The following is a 20398-nucleotide window of genomic DNA, read 5'->3' as shown; positions in this document are numbered from 1 at the left end:
GGGCGCGGACTTGCGGCCACCTCCGGCCAGTCTTCCCGTTCAGTCTTGTTGCTTCCGTTACGCTTGTCCAGCATCATTGCGGGCGGCTGCGTCATTCGATAGATCCACCGCAACGAAGCGGAAGGCCGACGAACCATGACCAATCCCGTAAACCCCGCCGACGATCATGCCGGTCGCATCGCCGCCCTGGAGGAGCACGTGGCCCACCAGAGCCGCACCATCGAGGAGCTTTCCGACCAGTTGACGGAACAATGGAAGGTGGTCGAGCAGATGCGGACGAAGCTGGACCGGCTGACCGATCGCTTCCTCGTCCTGGAGGAGAGCGCGCTCGAGGCGCCCGCGATCACCCGCCCGCCGCACTACTGAGCTTCCGGTAGAAACGGAAAGCCCGCCGGCTCGTTGCGAGACCGGCGGGCCGCTTGTGGCGATGGCGATCAGTACGGGCAGGTCTCGTCCGACATGTAGTCGTGGACAGTGACCGTGCCGGCGATGATGTCGGCCGTGGCCTTGTCGATCGCAGCCTTCATTTCCGGCGTGATCAGCGGCGCATTGTCGTCGTCCATGGCGACGCCGACGCCGTCTTCCTTCAGGCCCAGCACGTTGATGCCGGGGGTGAAGTTGCCGTCATTAGCCGTCTTGAAGGCATCGTAGACGGCGACGTCGACGCGCTTCAGCATCGAGGTCAGCACTTTGCCGGGATGCAGCATGTTCTGGTTGGAATCGACGCCGATGCCGAGCTTGCCCGCGTCGGCCGCGGCCTGCAGCACGCCCACGCCGGTACCGCCGGCTGCGTGATAGACGACGTCCGAACCCTGATCGAACTGCGACTTGGCGATCTCGCCGCCCTTGACCGGGTCGTTCCAGGCGTCGGGCGTGGTGCCGGTATAGGCTTCGAGCACGTTGACGTCGGCGCCGACCGACTTCGCACCGCCGATATAGCCGCAGGCGAACTTGTGGATCAGCGGGATGTCCATGCCGCCGACGAAGGAGACGGTCTTCGACTTCGAAGCCATCGCGGCCATGATGCCGGCGAGCCAGGAGCCTTCCTCTTCCTTGAAGACGACGGAGCGGACGTTCGGCTTGTCGACGACCATGTCGATGATGGCGAACTTGGTGTCCGGATATTCGGCTGCGACCTTCTCCAGCGTGGCGGCCCAGGAGAAGCCGGCCATCACGATCGGGTTGTTGCCGTCGCCGGCGAAGCGGCGGAGCGCCTGTTCGCGCTGCGCGTCGTTGGCGATCTCGAAGTCGCGATATTCGATGCCGGTCTCGGTCTTGAACTTTTCGGCGCCGTTGAAGGCTGCTTCGTTGAAGGATTTGTCGAACTTGCCGCCGAGGTCGTAGATGATCGCCGGCTTGATGTCGGCCGCAAGCGCCGTTGCCGACATGGCCGCAGTGGCAAGGAAAGTAAGCAAGGTTTTTTTCATCGTGCAGCCCTGTTGCTATTGATTTTTTTGGGTCCTCCCGCACGTCCGTGAATGACGGTCTGCGGAGCGCCAACCCTGTTCCCGAGGATCAGACGCGGCGATCCTTGCATGCCCGCCACAAAATTTCACGACAATTTTTTCAGTTGGTAAAAAAACGTGGCGGGCCCGCCAGGGCCCGCCGTCGAGGGTTTCGCTGCAACCGGGAGGGGCACCTCAGCCGATGGCGCAGGAGACCCCGGTCCCGCGCAGGCCGCAGTAGCCGCCGGGATTTTTCGCCAGGTACTGCTGGTGATAGGGCTCGGCGAAATAGAACGCGCCGGCCGGCGCGATTTCCGTCGTGATCCTGCTGCCGTGCCCGGCCGCGTCGAGGGCGGCCTGGTACTGGTCGCGCACCTTCAGCGCCGTCTCCATCTGGTCGTCACCGGTCGTATAGATCGCCGAGCGGTAGGTTGTCCCGATATCGTTGCCCTGGCGCATGCCCTGGGTGGGATCGTGCTCCTCGAAGAACACCTTCAGGAGATCCTCCAGCGAAACGACGCTGGGATCGTAGACGACCCGCACCACCTCGGTGTGCCCCGTCAGGCCCGTCGTCGTCTCCTGGTAGGTCGGGTTCGGCGTGAACCCGCCGGAATAGCCGACGACCGTCACACGGACCCCCGGGATCTGCCAGTAGAGGCGCTCCGCACCCCAGAAGCAGCCGAGCCCGAGAAGGATGCTGCAGGTCTTGTCGGGGTAGGGCCCCTTGAGCGGGTGCCCGTTGACGAAATGCGTCTCCGCCGTCGGGATCGGCTCTGGGCGGCCGGGGAGCGCTGCGTCCGCCGCCGGCATCGTCGTCTTCTTGTTGAACATGTCGATCAGGAACACGCGAAATACTCCTTTCAGGCCCGTAAGCTCCGGGCATCCTTCATGGTCGGTCCGGACGTTGTCCTTCAGGCGGTGAAGCGGCCCGCGAACGGCCGGCGCTTGTAGCCGATCATCCAGAGGAGCAGCGCCAGCACCAGCAGCACGATCGCGGCCGGCTGCGACAACACCCAGAGCGCCGCCGGGTCCCAGAGGACCGGATGCACGCGGTTCATCAGCGTGTCGGCGACAAACGCGATCGATTCGGGACTGACCGCACTCCAGGCGACCGCGAGCGGCGTCAGCACGGGCGTGGACGCCGCCACGGACTGGATCGCATCCAGCGACGCCGCCATCACCCCAAGCGTCAGCGCCACGAGGCTGAGCATCCTGAAAACGAAGCGTATCATCGACGGTATCACTCCGGCAGGACCTTCGGGCCAATCCCTTGCTTCCGCCTATAGATAAGAGCCGCCGCCATCCGTTGCAATCGGCCATGCCGCGACACGATCGAAGACGGTCAAAATTCTGTCAGAAAGCGGTTGATCCCGCCGCCATCATCGGTATATATCGCGCCGTCCCGCCCACTGGAAACAGCGGCGCGGTCCGTGCCGGATTGACCACCGGCCGTCAACGGATGGACAGGTGGCCGAGTGGTTGAAGGCGCACGCCTGGAACGCGTGTATACGTGAAAGCGTATCGAGGGTTCGAATCCCTCTCTGTCCGCCATTTTCTGCATTATCCCCGCGAACGACACCCGCCGGCTTCCTTGCCAATTCCTCGTTCCTGCGACGCGCTGATCTCCGCGTCATGCGGTTCGCCCATCTCCTCCGGCTCGATGCAGGCAGCGAGCGAACCCTGATTCGGACCACTTGGTGAGACGACGCATAAAAGCCCCCCGGCTCAAGGGCCGATGACGTGGCGGGGCCAGGGGTTGCGGCCGTCGCGCAACCATAGCAGCGTGTCGAGCCAGAAGCCGGAAGCGTGACTGTCGCGGAACAGGCCGAAATGGCCGATGGTGTCGCAGCCATAGTCCGATGGCCGAAGCAGGACCGCCGTTCGTTCGGCGCGCGTGTAGTAGTCCAGCGTGCGGCGGATGGCGGCCGGCGTGCCAAGCTCGTCGTCGGAGACGGTCACCGCCAGGATCGGTGCGGCAACGGCCGCCATGCGGTCGAGCGCGCCTTGCCGTTCGGCAGGGCGATGACTGTGTTCGAAGCGCTGTCCGCGAAAGCTCCATTCATGGGCGACGCCTGCTGGCAGGTCCTCCAGCCAGCCCAGCCGGCGACCGGGGAAATAGCCGAACGCGCATGTCAGGACAGCCATCGCCACATGCCATTTGAGGAACAGGGAGAGCCGTCGGCTGGCGGCGTAGTCGCCCCACCAGGCATATTGTGCGCCGACGGTCAGCATGCGGTCGATCCGGTGGGCGCTTTCCGCAAGGCCCGGCAGGAACCCGCCGATGCTGTGGCCCACCACGAACAGCCCGTCGCAACGGCCCTGTTGCCGGACGAACCGGATGGCGCCCTCGAAATCCAGCTCGCCCCAGTCGCGCCAGCGATAGCCGCATCCCTTCAGCCGCTCGGGCCGCGACAGGCCGATGCCGCGATAGTCGTAGGTGAGCACGTCGAACCCGTGCCCGGCGAGGAAGCGGGCATAGCGGTGGTAGTAGCGCGAGAGGACGCCGGTGGCGGGATTGACGATGACGGTGCCGGCCGGTTCGGCCTGTCGCGTTTGCCAGAGATGACCGCCGAGCCGAACCCCGTCCGGACAGGGGATTTCGATCGGTTTTTCTTCGATGGTCGTCTGTGGCGGGGGCAGGTTGAGCATGTCGCCACGATAGAGGCTGCGGCGAATTGTGTATATTCACTGGTCGGTATACAAGGGCACATGACTAGGGCCGATATCCCCACACGCGAGCGCATCGTCGAAGCGGCCGGCAAGCTCTTTCACGCCGAGGGCATCCGCGCCGTCAGCGTCGATGCCGTCGCCGAAAAGGCCGGGCTGACCAAGCGGACCCTCTACTATCATTTCCGCAGCAAGGACGATCTGATCGCGGCCTGCCTGGAGGCCAGGGACCAGCCCAACCTGGCGCTGTTCCAGCGCTGGTTTGCCGAGACCGACGGCGACACGGCCGACAAGGTGCAGGGCATCTTCCGCAATCTTGCGATCGCTGCGCGGCATCCCAAATGGAAGGGGTGCGGCTTCCTGCGCACCTCGGTCGAACTCATCCACCTGCCGGGGCATCCCGCGATCATCGCCGGTCGCACACACAAGAAGCGGGTCGAGGACTGGCTCTGCGCGGTGCTCGCAGACAGGCGCGCGCCCGACGAGGCGCGGCGTCTGGCGCGGCAGATCATTCTCCTGCTCGACGGCGCGTTCGCGGTCGTCCTTCTCCACCGGGATGCTAGCTATATGGACAGCGCCGGCGAGGCGGCCGCCAAGCTGATCAGAGCCTAGAGAGTTTGTCAGGGAAAGTGGAATCAGGTTTTCCCGACGAGGCAAACGATAACAAGGAAAGCGACAGTCTGACTGCTTCAGTATCAAGCTGACGGACTCTCGCGCGATCAGGCAGGAACGTAGGTCAGCCTGACTGTGTCCTCGCCAATGCGATCGGTGGAAACAAGGCGGAGCGGCGGCCGCGGGCCGGCAAAGAACGGCTTGCCGCGGCCAAGCACGTAGGGGTGGAGGTAGAGCCGATATTCATCGATGAGACCGAGGTCGGTCAGGCTCTGCGCCAGGTCCGGTCCGGAAACCGCAATCTCCCCGGCAAGCCTGGCCTTCAGGTCACGGATCGCTGCCTCGACGTTGTCGTCGACAAGCGTGGCGTTGGGGCCGACCGACGTCAACGAGCGCGACACGACCCACTTCGGTTGACGCCGCCACGCGACCGCGAACGCGCGTTGCTCCGCACTCCACTCGGGACGGTCTTCGTCCCAGTAGCGCATGGTCTCATACATCCGGCGACCGTACACACTACCGGTCAGGTCGCGCACGTGCTCTGTCCAGTGGCGGAAGAGTTCGGGCCCCGTCCGCATTTCCAGGTGATCGACATAACCGTCCAGGGACTGGTTCATTCCGAAGACGAGCTTCGCCATGCTGCCGGACCTCCGTGCCAGGGTGTTCACGATAGTATGAACAAGGAGGCGCAGAAAGTGGAGCCGATCGCATGCTGCTCGAGAACCAGGTTTCCGGCAATCTCCCCGGGCACAACGATCCGCAAGGCGTCCCGGCCCTGCCGGCCTGTAGGCTCAAAGGATGAAATCGCCCTTCTGCAGCGCCAGTGGATCGTCGAGACGGATCGAGAAGTCCGCCTCGCCGTCGCCGTCGCGGTCGGCAAGGACGAGCGTATCGCCGGCCCGTTTTTCAGTGCGAAGTTCGCCGGCCCGGCCGTGAAATTCCTCGTCTGCTATGAACCGGAACCTCTGGTTGCCGTCGGAGGATACGCCATTGGCGTCGATCGACGAGACGTCGATGCGATCGCCTCCCGTGAGGCTGAAGTCGTGGATCGTATCGCGGCCGCCGGGCTCTGCGGTCGACTCGGCGACCTTCTTGAAGATAAACCGGTCGGGGCCGCCTCCACCATAGAGATCGTCCTGGCCGAGGTCTCCTCTGAGTCTGTCCGCACCGGCTCCGCCCTTGAGGACGTCGTTGCCGCGACCGCCTCTCAGCTCGTCGTTTCCGGCGTCTCCATACAGGAAATCGTCCCCGCGGTCGCCTTCCAGCCGGTCTTCGTCTCCGCCGCCCCGGAGAATGTCACTGCCGCTGCCGCCCTGAAGCCTGTCGGCTCCGTCGCCGCCGGAGAGCGTGTCGTCGCCGCTGTCGCCCTTGAGCCTGTCATCGGCCCCCAGACCGTCGAGCGTGTCGTCCCCTGCGAGCCCTTCAAGGCGGTCCTCGTTGCTTGTGCCCCGGAGCGTATCACCGGAAGAAGTGCCAGTCCTGCGAACCATGTTGCTGCCCTCCCATGAAAAGATGGCGACAAGGTAGGGCGGCTTCATCGCCCCTCAATCGATCCTATGGGCTAGTTCCTCTCTCCCGGGGGCGAGCGATCGCCGCTTCAGCTCGATCTGGCCGACCAGTCGGCGATATCGTCCCGTGCGCCGATCAAAGCGAGGCCATGGGCGATGGAGAGCAGTTCGCCGCCGCTTTCGATGCGGTCGCGCGCGAAGCGCTGCTCGAACAGCCGCCGGACAGCAGGGACGAACGACGTCCCCCCGGTCAGGAACACCTTGTCGATATCGCCGGCCGCCATGTTCGTCGTCGCGAGAACGTCGTCGAGCGCGCCTTCGATCTGCTGGAGTTCGGGAGCGATCCAGCGCTCGAAATCGCTCCGCCGGACGATCTGGCGCGCGCCGTCGCCCAGTGGCGGGAAGGAGAACTCCGCTTCCTCGGCGGCCGATAGCTGCATCTTCGTGGCGGAGACGGCCTGGTAGAGCGGATAGCCCTCGTCCATTTCGATGAGGTCGACGAAGGTTTCGAGCTTTTCCGGCTCCAGGCTGGTCTGGACGAGTTTCTTCAGTTCCGCAAAATCGCGCAGCGTCTTGAAGATCGAGAGCTGGTTCCAGCGGCCGAAATTCGCATAGTAGCTCGAGGGCACCTCGAGCACCTTGTCGAAGCTCCTGAACATCGAGCCCTTGCCGATGATCGGGGAGACGATGTTGTCGATGATGCGGAAATCGAAGTTGTCGCCGGCCACGCCCACGCCGGAATGGCCGAGCGGTGTCGCCGTCATCCGCCCCGCATGGCTCTCGAAGCGGATCAGCGAGTAGTCCGTCGTGCCGCCGCCGAAATCGGCGACGAGTACGGTGGCGTCGCGATCGAGGGTGCGGGCGAAATAGAACGCGGCGGCGACCGGCTCGTAGACATGGTGGATCTCGGGGAAGCCGAAGCGGCCGAGTGCCGCGTTGTAGCGCTCCGTCGCCAGCCGTTCGTCCGGATTGCTGCCGGCGAAGCGGACCGGGCGCCCGACGACGATCCGTCCCGCCCGCCCGTCCGGCGTCCCCCCGGCATAGTCCCGCAGGCGGGAGAGGAAGGCGTGCATGATGTCTTCGAAGGCGAAACGTTTTGAGAAGACCAGCGTGCCCTGGAACAGCGGCGAGGCGGCGAAGGTCTTGATCGACTGCAGGAAGCGGCATTCGCCGGGGTTGTCGATGAACTGCGCGACGGCGGCAGGCCCGGCCTCGCAAGAGAGCTCACCTCTGCCGCCCTTCATGAAGGAAAGCGCGGTCCGGAGCGTATCCGCCTCGCCGGCCGGCGTGTGCATGACGACGGACTGGGTCGAACCTCCGTCGGCGGTCGCAAGAACGGAATTGGTGGTGCCGAAGTCGAGGCCGTAGGCGGTCGTCATGACGGATCCGATGTGAGGGGAGCGCGAAAGGGAGCGCCTCCTCCCACGTCCGTGGGGCAAATGCAAGGCTGGCGGCGGTCCGGCGGCTCGCCCACCGGGCGGCACGTCTACCCCTCGGGCTTGTAGTAGTCCTCGAACGTCTCCCAGCTCGTGTCCATCGCATAGGCCGCCGACAGATGCGGAATGCCCACATGGCCGAAGTAAAACGACAATTGCCGCTCTGCCTCGCCTTCCCGGCGGCCGGCGACGCGGAGGCTGTAAAGGGCCGAGGCCAGTCCGGTCCGGTCGGATCCGGCCTGGCAATGGATGAGGATCGGCTTCTCCGCTGCCGCCATGATGGCGACGAGTTCGTCCGCCCTGCTCGTCGTCAGCTCCTTCGACGCCGACATGCGATAATCGATGTGACGAACGCCGAGCGCATGGGCGGTCCGAAGCTCCGCCTCGTACCACGACGCCTGGGCATTCTCGCCGCGAAGATTGATGACGGTGCGGATGCCGTGATCCCTGACATAGGCGGCAAGCTGGGCCGGGCTCGGCTGGGCCGAACGGTAGAGCTCGCCCTCGATGACCGTATGGAAGTTGCCGGTCGCCTGCAGATTGGCTGCGTAGCCGCCAAGGGTGGCCCCTGCGAGCAGGCAGATCGTGGCAAATGCCCTTAAGGATTTACGCGCAGGAAGAAGACGCATGCTCGCACTCGTGCCGTGGATGACCACCCGCTGAATGCAGCCTCTGCCTGACAACCACCTGAAGGGGTGGCACCCGATCGACCCGATGGCTTTGGACGACGGGACCGTGCCCGCGCCGTCTTGCGCGGAGGCCTCACGCCTCCTCGAGCGCGCCGGACCGCTTCAGATAGCTGATGACGGCGGTGGCGACGCCGGCTGCCAGCATCGCCAATGCCAGCAGCACAAGGGACCGGGTGCGTTGGCCGGCGACGTCGGAAAAGGCGATGCGATAGATTTCCGTCGCGATGACGGCGAAGGTCGCGGCCGCGATCGTCGAATAGTCCTTGGCCAGCACCCGAAGCAGGCTGAACCGCATTCCCTGCGTCGCCTCGGCAAAATTCGACCATCGCATCCACCACCGCGGTACGTCCGCCCGGTAGCGGTCATAGGCATCGCCGAATTTCTCCGACAGGAAGTCCTCCTCTGCGAAGACGATGCAATGGTAGATGAAGAAGAACAGGCAGGTACCGGTGACGACGACGGCCGGATTCCCGTGGAACAGGAACAGGCCGAAGTAGAGCAGCATGTTGCCGACATAGAGCGGATTGCGGCAGACGCCGAACATGCCCTCGGTGACGAGGTTCTTGGCATAGACCCGCCTGTTCCTGCCGCCGCGCCGGATATAGGCATAGCCGATCACCAGCGCCCGCAGACCAAGGCCGCAGAAGACGGACAGGAGGGCGACTGCTTCCCGCAGCCGCCCGACCGTGTCTCCATCTACGGTCGGAAGCGCTGGCGCCCGCATTAGGAAAAGCGCGAGGATGACGAGCGGAAAGACCTGGTTGCGGAAGCGGAAGAAGAAATTGCCGATTGTGACGGTGACGGGTTCCATTGCCATGCCCTCACTTGACCGCGACAAGGGCGCAGAAGTTGTACCACCGGAAGAATACCTCGACGCTCCTGAACCCCACTTCCTTCAGAAGCTGCGTGTTCTCTTCCAGGCGATAGGGGATGAGGACGTTTTCCAGCGCCTCCCTCTTCTTGGCGATCTCGATCTCGGAGTATCCGTTCCTGCGCTTGAAATCGTAGTAGTGCTGGATGAAGAGCCGGTTGAACGACGTTTCCTCGCTCGTCAATTTTTCCACGAGCAGGAGACAACCCTGGTCGTTCAGGCCGCGGTGGATCGTTCTCAGCACGCGTTCGCGGTGGAGCGGCCGGACGAACTGGAGCGTCAGCAGCATCGTGACGACACTGGCATTGTCGATGACGAAATTCTGGTGGATGTCGGCTACCCGCAGGTCGATCGCCCGCCGCGTCCCCGCAGCCGCGATCTTTTCGGACGCCTTCTGAAGCATGTCCGGTGCATTGTCGATGCCGACGAAGGCGACGCCTTCCTCGATCTCGCGGTCGAGGCTCAGCAGCGTCGTCGCGGTCGAGCAGCCGATGTCGAAGAGATACGTGCCGGCCCGGGCGAAATCCTTCGCCAGTTCGCAGACCATCCTTTGCATCTCGTCATAATAGGGAACGGACCTGCTCACCATGTCGTCGAAGACGTCGGCCACGCCGGAGTCGAACGCAAAATCGCCGATCGGCTCTTCCCGGCGTGCAAAAAGCTCGTCGCGCTGGTTGGTATGAAGCGTCAGCCGCCTCTTGTTCTCGCTCATGTCGCGTCTCCATGCGCTGCCCACACGGCGACACGTACGACACCCGAAGCTGACAATGACCTGAAGGCTCGGCCATCCGGGGCCGGCTGGATAGGGGGTGAGCGGCGGGCAGGGTGCGGTCCAAGGACTGTCCTCGTCGCGGGTTCGAGCGCGGAGTTAGCCAGCGCTCGACACGACACGCCGCCGTTCGATCCTCACGGGCACCAGGATTCGCGCTGTCCCGTCCACGGGCGCGCCAGCCCGCGCGCCACCATGGCATCGCCGATCGACTTGCCGTGGCGCACCACGACCCGCAGCTTGCGGCCATGCTGGTCCTCGTCGATCGGTTTCCAGGCCGCAAGCTCGAATTCGCCGGCATTGAGCAGGATCCGCAGCGCCTCCTTCGCGTCCCCGCCGAGGTTGCGCTCGCGGTCGCATTTCGCATCCTTGGTCGCCGGCACGTAGATGTCCGCCAGCCGGATCCTGGCGCCGCGGTAGATGAAGTTGGCGCCATCGACGACGCAGTTGTCCTGCTTGATGCCGCAATAGAAGAAGGCCGCCTCGTCCCCGTCGCCGGGCGCCGTCCCCGGCACCACCACCGGCGGCGCCTCCGATGTCGCTCCGGGGATCGTTTCGGGCGGTCTCGGGCCCGGCGTTGGCGCCTCGGCCGGGGCCGGAGGCGGACGTCGCTCCGCGGATGCCTCGGTGCGCTGCCGCACGTTCCGCGGCGGTTCGGCCGGCTTCGGACGCGCGGCAGCCGGCTGCGTGCCGGAGCGGATCGTGTTGCCGGGGCGCAGCCAGCCCGTCAGGTCGTCGAGGTTCTCGCGCGCGACGATGGCGGCGATGATGGTGGCGGCCAGGATGTACCAGGGCCACATGCGGCCGCGTGCGGGGGGCGACCGTCGGGCTGTCGAACGGCGCTTGCGCTGTTTCTTCGGGGGCATGGCTTGTCCGGAATCGATCGTGAGCAGGCAGCCGTTGGTACCCCTGCTTGGAGCCCGATGTCAAAGGATTGCCGGCCCGGCGAGGCGCGGGAGCAGGCCATGGCAGCTGGCCCACATGACAGGCGTATATTTTTCGTTACTTCCCCCGATAACGGTTTTTTGTTCATCTGGCGTTCAGAAAACACCGGCGCGGTCATCCGCCTTGGTGTAGCCTGACCGCGTGAAAGGAAGGCCGATATGCTTCGCACTACCCTATCCGTGACGGTTTTCGTCACGTTCGTCGCCGTCATGTTCGGACTGGCGCTCGTTCCCGACCTCGTCGATCACTATTCGCAGGTCGACGAAATCGAGCAGGTTGCTGTCGTCGAGTAGTCGCCGGAAAGCTTTCCGCAAAGGACGAGTTGCAATGCAGCGTCGGGCGAAAGAGCTATAGAACTCGATAATTCGAGCTAGAGTGTATTATTCTACTTGGAACAAACGCTGATTGCATTTAAGTTCTTACCTGTGGCGCCGGCGCCACCCCAGAAAATGCCCCAACCTGTACCTCCCGGCGCCCGCACAGCGCCGGGTTCTTCCTGTTTGGAGTACCGGTGTTATTGCGGTTTGGCCGTCGAAGGCCCCTTCTCCAGCCGTTTGAAGGCATGACGGGAGCGGTCGAGACTGGCAGGGCGGTTTGGCGGTTTCGGTTCAGCTTGCTATCCTTGAAGGCGACCCGGCGCAGGGTCCGCGGACTGTGATTTATCCGGAGCCCGCGCCGGAACCGCAGTGCCGCCTCGGTCGTTCTGTTGGTGTCGCGGGCACAGGCGCTCGCGGTGATTCGTTCCCGTCGGCCGTCCGGCAGCCTGCTTGCCGCCCGCCGGAGATGGCCGGTCTTTCCTCAAGAGGAGAAATAACATGGCAGAATTGGACGCCCAGGCGCAGCTTGCAAACCTCCGCGATGAACTCGACAAGTTGCGCAAGGAGGTGACGGCACAATCCTCGCAGGCGATCGACGAGGTCCGGGACCGGGCCGGCAAGGCGGGGCGATCCGTGCGCGCGGCCGCCAGGCAGGGCGCGGGCTATGTCCGCTCGGAAGGATCTGCGGTGGCCGACGTCGCGCGCGAGCATCCGGCCGCGGTGTCGACCCTCGTGCTCGCTGCCGGGCTTGCCGGCGTCGTGCTCGGCTACATGCTCGGCAGCGCCGAAGACCGGACGCCGCGCAGCCGCTACTGGCGATAAGATGCCGAAAGCGCCGCCCGACCGGGGCGGCGCTCGACTGCGGGGAGCATTGTCTTCGTTCTCGCCAGCGCGGCGGCGCGATGTCAGCGCCGCCGAAGCCCGAACAGATAGCCCACCAGGGCTGCGCCGAACAGCGCGCCCAGCGGATTGGCGGCAACGGCGACGCGCACGTCCTCCCGCACCGAATTCACGCGCGAGACCGCATATTGCCCGCTGCTTTCCGCGATGACGCCAAGGCTCTCGCGGAGCCGGGCGACTTCCTCCTTCAGGACGGCCACCTGTTCGGCAATCGCGGCCTTTGCCGCCTCGGCATCCGCCGCATCGGCAGACAGGGCCTCCGCCGCGCCTTCGAGCGTCTTGCCCGTCTTCCTGTCACCGCCGATGACGCCGAGGGATGCGCGCCGGGGCGGCTGCTTTTCATCTACCATGAGAATTCTCCTGATCCGGGGTTTACAGGCAAGAAACTGGCAAGGGCGGCCTCGGGTTCCCGCAAGGTGGGATTTCGGATCCGCGCCGCCAGTCTATCATCGAAGAGGCGCGCGCGTTAACCGGTCGTTAACCAAGACCGGCGATGCTGAGGCTATCGGTGCCGGGCCGGAACGTGTCACACGGCTGTAACCCTGGGTGACTAGAAAGGCCGCATAGGCACCCGCCGCAAGGCGGAAACGGATTTGTCCGACGATGCTGACCACGGATGTACTGGCAGCCGTCGGATATCGTCCCGGCATTCGCCGGGAATGAGGAAGCGGGGTCACGGCCCCGCTTTTTTCATTTTGGCAGGGTTTGCGGTGGACCGGGTCGGCGGGTTCCGTTACGCATCGGAAGCGACGGCGATTTCCGCCGGTTCTCTTCCTTCCAGACGCCTCTTCCTCACCTTGCTGCCATGGCCGAAATCGCACTGAACGTCGTTCCCCTCTTCGCCCTGATCCTGCTCGGGTGGCTTCTCGTCCGCACGGGATATCTGCAATCCTCGATCGGCGACGCGTTGGGCGACTTCGTGTTCCGCGTGGCCGTGCCAGTGCTTCTGTTTCGCACGATCGCCGAGGCGACGTTCACGGGCGAGGCGCCCTGGCGTATCTGGGTCGCCTATTTCTCCGGCGTGGCCGTGACGTGGACGATCGCGCATCTGACCGCCACCCTGGTCTTCCGGCGCGACCGTCGCCTCGGTGTGCTGGCGGGCGTCTCGTCCGCCTTCGCCAACACAGTCTTCATCGGCCTTCCCCTGGTCGCCAACATCATTGGCAAAGACGGCCTGGTCGCGATCTCCGTGCTGCTTTCGGTCCATCTGCCGGTGATGATGGTCGCCGGGACGTTGATGATGGAGCTTGCCGAGCGCCGCGAAGGCATACGACCGCCGCAAAGCGTGATTGCCGTGCTGATCGGGCTGTGCAGGAGCCTGGCCCGCAACCCGCTGGTGATCGGCCTCGTCTGCGGCGGGCTCTTTCATCTGGGCGGGGTTCCCCTGCAGGGGCCCGCGAAAATCGTCGTCGACCAGATCGCCCTGATCGCCTCGCCGGCCGCGCTGATTTCGGTCGGCATGGCGCTGGTAAAATACGGGATCCGCGGCAATGTCGCGCCCGCAATGACCATGTCGCTGTTCAAGCTGTTTCTGTTGCCGGCCAGCGTCTACGTGGCCTGCCGTCTGGTCGGGCTGGCCCCGGACTGGACCGCTGCCATGGTGCTGACCGCCGCCGTGCCGACGGGCGTCAATGCCTGGCTTCTCGCCAATCACTTCAATGTCGGCCACGGCCTTGCCTCGTCGACCATCACGCTGACGACGATGGCGGGAGCCCTGAGCGTTTCGTTCTGGACCTGGCTTCTGGTGTTCTAGCCGCTTCTGCCGCAGGGCGGGCCTCGTGCCACGGACGGGGCCGGGATCGGCGGTGATCGCCACGGCGAGGTCGCCGTGGCACGATGTTCACCCGTCAAAAAGAAAACCCGGCCATTGGCCGGGTTTGAATTCGCAACGATGGCGACGGTGTTACTGGGCAGCCGGCGCAGCTTCGGGCGCGGCACCCTCGGGCGCAGCCGGCGGGGTCGCCTCTGCGCCTTCGGCGGAGGGCGAGGGCAGCGGTGCCGGGTTGTCGGAGAGCGTGCGCAGGTAGGCGATCAGGTTGGCGCGCTCGTCGTCCTTCTTCAGGCCGGCAAAGCCCATCGCCGTTCCGGCGACGTATTTCTTCGGTGCCAGCAGGAAATGGTTGAGGTGCTCGAAGTCCCAGACCTTGCCGCCTTCGGCAAAGGTCTTCATGCCGGCCGAGTAGCTGAAGCCCTCATGGGCCGCGACCGGATGGTTGACGATGTTCCAGAGACCAGGGCCGACTTTGTTCGGGCCGCCCTGCTCTCCGCTATGACAGGCCTGACACTTCTTGAAGACGGCTTCGCCGGCCGCGGGGTCCGCGGAGGCGAGCAGCGTGGCGATGGGCGTGACGGCTGCTTCCCCGCCGCCGGCCTCTGCGCCGCCTTCGGTTGCGGCCTCGGCGGCGACGATGGCAAAGCCTTCCTTCTCGGGGGCTCCCGAATGGAATATGCCTTCCGATGCAATCGATACCGACATCAGCACGAAGACGGTGCCGAGCAGGGCTCCCACACCCATGTTCACATAAGGATTCATCCACCACTCCCCAGGGACACGGCAGCATGGCCGCCAGTCTTGAAATCGCGCGGAACCTATGTCTTTTGCTGCTTCGTTGCAACAGTGATTGTGCAGCCGCAGTTGGGACCTTTTGACACTCTTTCGCGATCTTGAAGGGCAGAGCATGAAATCCCCGAAGTTTGAAGAGACGCTCGTGCTGATTCCGGCGCGCATGGCATCCACCCGCCTGCCCGGAAAACCCCTGGCCGATATCGGGGGCGCCCCGATGATCGTGCAGGTTGCCCGGCGGGCCGCGGAATCGGGCGCCGGGCGCGTCGTGGTCGCCGTCGATCACCAGGACACCTTCGATGCGGTCGCGGCCGCCGGCTTCGAGGTCGTGATGACAAAGGTCGAGCACCAGTCCGGCTCCGACCGGATCCACGAGGCGCTGCTGAAATGCGACCCCGACCGCAAGGCGCAGGTCGTCATCAACGTTCAGGGCGACCTGCCGACCATCGATCCGGCCACCATTCTCGCCGCCCTGAACCCGCTGTCCGATCCCGCGACCGATATCGCCACGCTCACGACCGTGATCACCGATCCGGAGGAGAAGGCCAATCCCAACGTGGTCAAGGTCGTGGGCTCGCCGATCGGCACGAGCCGCCTGCGCGCCCTCTACTTCACCCGCGCGACGGCGCCTTATGGCGACGGCCCGCTCTATCACCACATCGGCCTCTATGCCTATCGCCGCAAGGCGCTCGAAATCTTCGTCTCGCTGCCGCCGTCGACGCTGGAAAGGCGCGAATCGCTGGAGCAGCTGCGTGCGCTCGAGGCGGGCCTGCGCATCGATGCCGAGATCGTTGACACCGTTCCGCTCGGTGTCGATACTCCCGCCGATCTCGAAAAGGCCCGCCGGCTGATCCCGGTTGCCCCCCGCTGATGGACCGCCCCATGATAAAGAAGACCAACAGGATCGCCTTCCAGGGCGAGTTCGGCGCGAATTCCGACATGGCCTGCCGGGACATGTTCCCGCAGATGGAGCCGCTGCCGTGCCAGACCTTCGAGGAAGCCTTCCTCGCGGTCGAGAACGGCGAGGCGGACCTGGCGATGATCCCGATCGAGAACACGCTGGCCGGGCGCGTCGCCGACATCCACCACCTCTTGCCGGAATCGCGGCTCCACATCGTCGGCGAATATTTCATGCCGATCCGCTTCCAGCTGATGGTCCTGCCCGGCGTCGCCAAGGACGAGATCCGCACCGTCCACAGCCATATCCATGCGCTCGGCCAGTGCCGGCGGATCGTCCGGATGAACGGCTGGAAGCCGGTTATCGCCGGCGACACCGCCGGTGCCGCGAAACTCGTCGCCGACACCGGTGACCGTAGCATGGCGGCCCTTGCCCCGCGGCTGGCGGCCGATCTCTACGGGCTCGAGATCATCGCCGAGAACGTCGAGGATTCAGAAAGCAACGTCACCCGCTTCGTCGTCCTCGCCCGCGAGGAGGACGTCCCGGACCGCCTGACGCCGGACGACATCATCGTCACCACCTTCGTCTTCAATGTGCGCAACATCCCGGCTGCGCTCTACAAGGCGCTCGGCGGCTTTGCCACCAACGGCATCAACATGACGAAGCTGGAGAGCTACCAGATCGGCGGCAAGTTCTTCGCCACCCAGTTCTACGCCGACATCGAGGGCCATCCCGACGATGCCAATGTGCGCCGCGCGCTGGAGGAACTGCGGTTCTTCTCCGAAAAGGTCCGCGTTCTCGGCTCCTACCGGGCGCATCCCATGCGCCTGAACATGTAGCCGGCAGGAGATTGGCCCCGCAGCGATTGGTCGCCGGTCAGGCGGGCCAGTCGAGCCAGTCGCGCATCAGGCGGTGGGCGATCGCGCCCTTCGGCGGCGAAGTCGTGGTGCCGGTGACCGGGTCGGTGGAGGCCGTCCGCGCCAGCATCTCGAGCGTCTCCGCCCGGGTGAACCAGCGGCAATCCTCCAGTTCCTGCTCGTCGCGGTGGATGTCGGTCGACTTCGCTTCCGCATAGCAGCCGATCATCAGCGAGTGCGGCATGGGCCAGGGCTGGGAGGCATGATAGCGCACGCGTCCGAGCCGGATGCCCGCTTCCTCCAGCGTCTCGCGGCGAACCGCGTGCTCGATCGTCTCGCCGGGTTCGACGAAGCCGGCGAGGCAGGAATACATGCCCGGCGGAAAATGCGGCGAGCGGCCGAGCAGGCATCGATCCCGCTGAAGGTCGATCGTCAGCATGATGACGACCGGATCGGTGCGCGGAAACGTCTGGTGGGCGCAGGCCGTGCAGACGCGGCGATAGCCGCCGATCTCCATCCGGTTCGGCGCGCCACACTTGCCGCAGAAGCGGTTGTTGGCGTTCCAGGTCAGGAGCGCGGAAGCCTGCGCGAACTGGCCGAGCAGGTCGTCGTCCAGCATCTGCTGGCGGTAGAGCGTGCGTCCGTCGGAGGCCTTCAGCGGCTCCTGCAGCGTGTCCGGGTCGGCCCGGACCGGAACGGCCACCCGCGGCTCGCCGTTCTTCAGGTAGCCGAGCAGGACGGTGTCCTCCACGATCGGATCCAGTCCCGCGAGTTCGTAAGGCGCAAACAACGGATCGATGATCTTCTCGTCGTGCTTGACGACCAGCTTGCCGCCGGCAAAGGCAAACGCGTGCACGCCTTCGGCCTCGAAGGCGCGCTCCACGCAATCCTCGCCACGATACTCCGAGCGCCGGTCCAGGCTGTTCTCGGCAAAGGCGACCATGGTGCTGGGTTCGGCATGCGGCAGGTGCAGGTCGAAGATCGATGACGTCATGAGTTGAGATGTTCCAGCAGCTTGGCCGTGAAGGCGTTCTTGTCGGTGTCGTCCCAGGCTTCCGCCGTCCCGAAGCCCCAGACGGGGCCCGGCCAGTTGGGGTCGCCCTCGCTGCGGGCGATTACGTGGACGTGCAACTGCCGGACGATGTTGCCGAGTGCGCCGACATTGATCTTGGTGGCGCCGGTGGCGCGCTTCAACGCGTCCGCCACGAGGTTGACCTCGAAGGTCAGCATCGTCTGGTCGAGGGGGGTGAGGTCGAACATCTCGCACACGTCCGTGCGCTGCGGCACGAGCACGAGCCACGGCCAGCGCGCATCGCGCATCAGCCGCAATTCGCAAAGTCCGATCCGCGTCAGGAGCTCGCTGTCCCGAGCCAGCCGCGCGTCAGCCTCGAATGGGGTCAAGTCGGTCGCTCCCATGTTGCTCCTCACCCCTTGAGTCATGCCACGGCTTGTGGCCGGCACCAACAGTTTTTTGGCATGCCGGCTTGCATTCCGATCCAATATTGCCGATATGGAGGCCGGGAGGTTGGTGGTGGACGAGCCACTCGCCAACCGGGTCAGGTCCGGAAGGAAGCAGCCCTAACGAGCCCCGGCACGGGTCATCGTGCCAGCCTCCCACCCAACGTCCTGTCGGGACGCGATTTTCAGGCGATACGGCAAGGGCGCACGACTGGCCGATGAGCGACGACACTCCACTTCCGTCCGGTGAAAAGCCCGCCGCATACCGGGTTCTGGCGCGCAAGTATCGCCCCAAGGATTTCACGGACCTCATGGTCGGCCAGGAGCCGATGGTCCGCACCCTCACCAACGCCTTCGAGACCGGCCGCATCGCCCAGGCCTACATGCTCACCGGCGTTCGCGGGGTCGGCAAGACGACGACCGCCCGCATCCTCGCCCGTGCCCTCAATTACAAGACGCCCGAAGTCGACCGCCCGACCATCGACCTGCAGGTTCCCGGCGAGCATTGCCAGGCGATCATGGAAGGCCGCCATGTCGACGTGATCGAGATGGACGCCGCCTCCCACACCGGCATCGACGATATCCGCGAGATCATCGAGCAGGTCCGCTATCGCCCGGTCTCGGCGCGCTACAAGGTCTATATCATCGACGAGGTGCACATGCTCTCGACGCAGGCCTTCAACGGCCTGCTGAAGACGCTGGAAGAGCCGCCCGAGCATGTGAAGTTCATCTTCGCCACCACCGAGATCCGCAAGGTGCCGATCACGGTGCTCTCGCGCTGCCAGCGCTTCGACCTGCGCCGCATCGCCGCCACCGATCTCGTCGGACTGTTCACCACCATTCTGGAAAAGGAAGGCGTGCAGGCGGAGCCGGATGCGCTCGCCATGATCGCACGCGCGGCCGAAGGCTCGGCCCGTGACGGCCTTTCCCTGCTGGACCAGGCGATCGCCCATGGTGGCGGCGTGGTCGAGGCGTCGGCCGTCCGCTCCATGCTGGGCCTCGCCGATCGCGCCCGTATCGTCGACCTGTTCGGCCATGTCGTCCGCGGCGATGTGGCGGCGGCCCTGGCCGAGTTCGCGGCACAGTACGAGGCGGGCGCCAGTCCGGCCGTCGTCCTGACCGATCTTGCCGATTTCACCCATCTCGTCACGCGCATGAAGTATGTGCCCGATGCGGCGGGCGACCAGTCGCTGAGCGAGGTCGAACGGCAGAGCGGGGCAGAATTGGCGCAGAGCGTTGCGGTCAGCGCGCTGTCGCGCATCTGGCAGATGCTGCTGAAGGGAATTCCCGAGACCGAAGCCTCGAGCCGCCCGGCGGGGGCGGCCGAGATGGTGCTGATCCGGCTTGCCCATGCCGCCCATCTTCCCTCGCCGGAAGATGCCGCGCGGCGGCTTGCGGAACTGGCCGGCAGCGGCGGCAACGGGGCAGGGGGTAACGGCCAGCGCGCGCCATCCGCCTCCGGCACGTCCGCCGCGCCGCAGACGACGAATGCCGTGTCCGCGATCGGTCGCAGTTCCGACCAGCCGGGCATGCGCACCGGCGGCGGCGCCACCATGCTGCGCCCGGTTCCGGTCGTCGACGAGCAAAATCAGCCGTCCGCGCAGGCGGCCCCCAGCGTCGAGCCGGCCGAGGCCGTACCGCAGCCGAAGGTCCCGGTCCGCTCGCTGGAAGACATCTCCGATCTCTGCACCAAGAACCGCGATATCCGCCTGCGCGCGCTCCTGCGCAACTTCGTCCGCCCGGGCCGCTTCGAGCCCGGCCGCGCCGAGATCGGCCTTGCCGACGATGCACCGAAATCGCTTGTGGGCGACCTGCAGCGCCGCCTCGAGGAATGGACCGGCATCCGCTGGATGGTGATCGTCTCGCGCGAGGCGAACGGTCCGACGCTCGCCGAAGCCGAGGCAAGCGCGCAGGAAGCACGCGTCGCCGATGCCAGGCAGGACCCCGACGTCGCCGCCATCCTGCAGCGCTTTCCGGGCGCGAAGATCACCGACGTGCGTATCAAGGCGCCGGAGGTCGAGAGCGAGACGGTCGAGGTGGCCGCAGCCGCCGAATCCGCCGAGGGCGACATCCTGCCCGGCGACGACATCGAATTCTGAAAGCCTAACGACAAAGACGGAAGGAGCGGCCGATGCGCGACATCATGGGCATGATGGGCAAGGTCAAGGAAATGCAGGCCAAGATGGAGCAGTTGCAGGAGGAGATCGCCGCGCTGACCGTCGAAGGCACCTCCGGCGGCGGCCTCGTCACGGTCACGCTCGACGGCAAGGGCGGCATGCGCGGCCTGAAGGTTGATCCGTCGCTCTTCAAGGAAGACGACGTCGAGATCCTCGAGGACCTGATCGTCGCCGCCCACAAGGACGCCAAGGACAAGGCCGAGGCGCTGGCCGCCGAAAAGACCAAGGCGCTGACCGCCGGCCTGCCGATCCCCCCGGGCTTCAAGCTGCCGTTCTGATCCTTTTC

24 protein-coding genes, 1 tRNA gene and 1 other RNA gene are annotated in these 20398 nt (G+C 65.3%); 11 read left to right on the top strand and 15 right to left on the bottom strand.

Features of this window, described 5'->3' with window-relative positions; translation table 11 throughout:
- Positions 1-135 precede the first annotated feature (135 nt).
- Complete coding sequence (locus tag LQK81_RS18445) at positions 136-366, top strand: SlyX family protein (protein WP_230807841.1); 231 nt, start codon at positions 136-138, stop codon at positions 364-366.
- Between the two features lie 68 nt (positions 367-434).
- Here LQK81_RS18445 and LQK81_RS18440 read toward each other — a convergent pair whose 3' ends face one another.
- The 3 genes from LQK81_RS18440 to LQK81_RS18430 all read right to left on the bottom strand — a co-directional run bounded on the left by LQK81_RS18440 (position 435) and on the right by LQK81_RS18430 (position 2674).
- Positions 435-1427 carry a BMP family lipoprotein gene (locus LQK81_RS18440; protein WP_230807840.1) on the bottom strand — a complete coding sequence of 331 codons (993 nt, stop codon included), beginning with the start codon at positions 1425-1427 and terminating at the stop codon, positions 435-437.
- Between the two features lie 213 nt (positions 1428-1640).
- Positions 1641-2291, bottom strand: a complete 651-nt coding sequence (msrA, locus tag LQK81_RS18435) for a peptide-methionine (S)-S-oxide reductase MsrA (RefSeq protein ID WP_230807839.1) — start codon at positions 2289-2291, stop codon at positions 1641-1643.
- A 65-nt stretch (positions 2292-2356) separates the two neighbouring features.
- Complete coding sequence (locus LQK81_RS18430) at positions 2357-2674, bottom strand: hypothetical protein (protein WP_230807982.1); 318 nt, start codon at positions 2672-2674, stop codon at positions 2357-2359.
- Between the two features lie 232 nt (positions 2675-2906).
- Between LQK81_RS18430 and LQK81_RS18425 the strand changes: the two genes are divergently transcribed.
- Positions 2907-2996 (top strand) — tRNA-Ser (locus tag LQK81_RS18425).
- Positions 2997-3170: 174 nt separating this feature from the next.
- On the opposite strand, the gene LQK81_RS18420 is transcribed toward LQK81_RS18425, so the two are convergent.
- The gene (locus tag LQK81_RS18420; protein WP_230807838.1) at positions 3171-4094 is read right to left on the bottom strand and encodes an alpha/beta hydrolase family protein; all 924 of its coding nucleotides are present in this window, start codon (positions 4092-4094) and stop codon (positions 3171-3173) included.
- A gap of 60 nt (positions 4095-4154) precedes the next feature.
- On the opposite strand from LQK81_RS18420, the gene LQK81_RS18415 reads away from it, so the two are divergent.
- Complete coding sequence (locus LQK81_RS18415; protein WP_230807837.1) at positions 4155-4724, top strand: TetR/AcrR family transcriptional regulator; 570 nt, start codon at positions 4155-4157, stop codon at positions 4722-4724.
- A gap of 107 nt (positions 4725-4831) precedes the next feature.
- Here LQK81_RS18415 and LQK81_RS18410 read toward each other — a convergent pair whose 3' ends face one another.
- From LQK81_RS18410 to LQK81_RS18380, 7 genes are all read right to left on the bottom strand, one after another.
- Positions 4832-5362 carry a dihydrofolate reductase family protein gene (locus LQK81_RS18410; RefSeq protein ID WP_230807836.1) on the bottom strand — a complete coding sequence of 177 codons (531 nt, stop codon included), beginning with the start codon at positions 5360-5362 and terminating at the stop codon, positions 4832-4834.
- Between the two features lie 153 nt (positions 5363-5515).
- Positions 5516-6214, bottom strand: a complete 699-nt coding sequence (locus tag LQK81_RS18405; protein WP_230807835.1) for a calcium-binding protein — start codon at positions 6212-6214, stop codon at positions 5516-5518.
- A gap of 107 nt (positions 6215-6321) precedes the next feature.
- Positions 6322-7611, bottom strand: a complete 1290-nt coding sequence (locus tag LQK81_RS18400) for an Hsp70 family protein (RefSeq protein WP_230807834.1) — start codon at positions 7609-7611, stop codon at positions 6322-6324.
- 107 nt (positions 7612-7718) lie between these two features.
- On the bottom strand, positions 7719-8297 hold the full coding sequence (locus LQK81_RS18395) for a dual specificity protein phosphatase family protein (RefSeq protein ID WP_230807833.1): 579 nt from the start codon (positions 8295-8297) through the stop codon (positions 7719-7721).
- A gap of 133 nt (positions 8298-8430) precedes the next feature.
- Positions 8431-9174, bottom strand: a complete 744-nt coding sequence (locus LQK81_RS18390) for a methyltransferase family protein (protein ID WP_330166560.1) — start codon at positions 9172-9174, stop codon at positions 8431-8433.
- Positions 9175-9178: 4 nt separating this feature from the next.
- The gene (gene cmoA / locus LQK81_RS18385; RefSeq protein WP_230807832.1) at positions 9179-9940 is read right to left on the bottom strand and encodes a carboxy-S-adenosyl-L-methionine synthase CmoA; all 762 of its coding nucleotides are present in this window, start codon (positions 9938-9940) and stop codon (positions 9179-9181) included.
- Between the two features lie 194 nt (positions 9941-10134).
- Entirely contained in the window at positions 10135-10863 is a 729-nt protein-coding gene (locus tag LQK81_RS18380; RefSeq protein ID WP_230807831.1) for a thermonuclease family protein, read from the bottom strand.
- Positions 10864-11100: 237 nt separating this feature from the next.
- Between LQK81_RS18380 and LQK81_RS26265 the strand changes: the two genes are divergently transcribed.
- Both LQK81_RS26265 and LQK81_RS18375 read left to right on the top strand, forming a co-directional pair.
- Positions 11101-11235 carry a hypothetical protein gene (locus tag LQK81_RS26265; protein ID WP_269065040.1) on the top strand — a complete coding sequence of 45 codons (135 nt, stop codon included), beginning with the start codon at positions 11101-11103 and terminating at the stop codon, positions 11233-11235.
- 522 nt (positions 11236-11757) lie between these two features.
- Positions 11758-12081 carry a hypothetical protein gene (locus LQK81_RS18375; RefSeq protein WP_230807830.1) on the top strand — a complete coding sequence of 108 codons (324 nt, stop codon included), beginning with the start codon at positions 11758-11760 and terminating at the stop codon, positions 12079-12081.
- 83 nt (positions 12082-12164) lie between these two features.
- Here LQK81_RS18375 and LQK81_RS18370 read toward each other — a convergent pair whose 3' ends face one another.
- Entirely contained in the window at positions 12165-12509 is a 345-nt protein-coding gene (locus LQK81_RS18370) for a hypothetical protein (RefSeq protein WP_230807829.1), read from the bottom strand.
- Between the two features lie 455 nt (positions 12510-12964).
- Here LQK81_RS18370 and LQK81_RS18365 point away from each other — a divergent pair, with 455 nt between their 5' ends.
- Complete coding sequence (locus tag LQK81_RS18365) at positions 12965-13912, top strand: AEC family transporter (RefSeq protein WP_230807828.1); 948 nt, start codon at positions 12965-12967, stop codon at positions 13910-13912.
- A 150-nt stretch (positions 13913-14062) separates the two neighbouring features.
- Here LQK81_RS18365 and LQK81_RS18360 read toward each other — a convergent pair whose 3' ends face one another.
- The gene (locus LQK81_RS18360; RefSeq protein WP_230807827.1) at positions 14063-14692 is read right to left on the bottom strand and encodes a c-type cytochrome; all 630 of its coding nucleotides are present in this window, start codon (positions 14690-14692) and stop codon (positions 14063-14065) included.
- A 145-nt stretch (positions 14693-14837) separates the two neighbouring features.
- On the opposite strand from LQK81_RS18360, the gene LQK81_RS18355 reads away from it, so the two are divergent.
- On the top strand, positions 14838-15593 hold the full coding sequence (locus LQK81_RS18355; RefSeq protein WP_230807826.1) for a 3-deoxy-manno-octulosonate cytidylyltransferase: 756 nt from the start codon (positions 14838-14840) through the stop codon (positions 15591-15593).
- 11 nt (positions 15594-15604) lie between these two features.
- Entirely contained in the window at positions 15605-16459 is an 855-nt protein-coding gene (locus LQK81_RS18350) for a prephenate dehydratase (protein WP_230807825.1), read from the top strand.
- 37 nt (positions 16460-16496) lie between these two features.
- Here the strand turns inward: LQK81_RS18350 and nudC are convergent, their stop codons facing one another.
- Positions 16497-17471, bottom strand: a complete 975-nt coding sequence (gene nudC, locus LQK81_RS18345) for an NAD(+) diphosphatase (protein ID WP_230807824.1) — start codon at positions 17469-17471, stop codon at positions 16497-16499.
- Positions 17468-17878: an HIT domain-containing protein gene (locus LQK81_RS18340; protein WP_230807823.1), complete on the bottom strand. Its 411-nt coding sequence runs from the start codon at positions 17876-17878 to the stop codon at positions 17468-17470. The genes nudC and LQK81_RS18340 overlap by 4 nt, the downstream gene beginning before the upstream one ends.
- Positions 17879-17997: 119 nt before the next feature.
- Between LQK81_RS18340 and ffs the strand changes: the two genes are divergently transcribed.
- The 3 genes from ffs to LQK81_RS18325 all read left to right on the top strand — a co-directional run bounded on the left by ffs (position 17998) and on the right by LQK81_RS18325 (position 20390).
- Positions 17998-18095, top strand: an RNA gene (gene ffs / locus LQK81_RS18335) — signal recognition particle sRNA small type.
- 58 nt (positions 18096-18153) lie between these two features.
- Entirely contained in the window at positions 18154-20034 is a 1881-nt protein-coding gene (locus tag LQK81_RS18330; RefSeq protein WP_230807822.1) for a DNA polymerase III subunit gamma/tau, read from the top strand.
- Between the two features lie 32 nt (positions 20035-20066).
- Positions 20067-20390, top strand: coding sequence for a YbaB/EbfC family nucleoid-associated protein (locus LQK81_RS18325; protein ID WP_230807821.1), 324 nt, complete (start codon positions 20067-20069; stop codon positions 20388-20390).
- Positions 20391-20398: the final 8 nt, after the last annotated feature.

This window comes from Rhizobium sp. GN54, assembly GCF_021026345.1.
In the GTDB taxonomy this organism is placed as follows: Bacteria; Pseudomonadota; Alphaproteobacteria; order Rhizobiales; family Rhizobiaceae; genus Mycoplana.
Note: the sequence above shows the minus strand (reverse complement) of the source record. Positions and strands in the feature narration are given on the sequence as shown.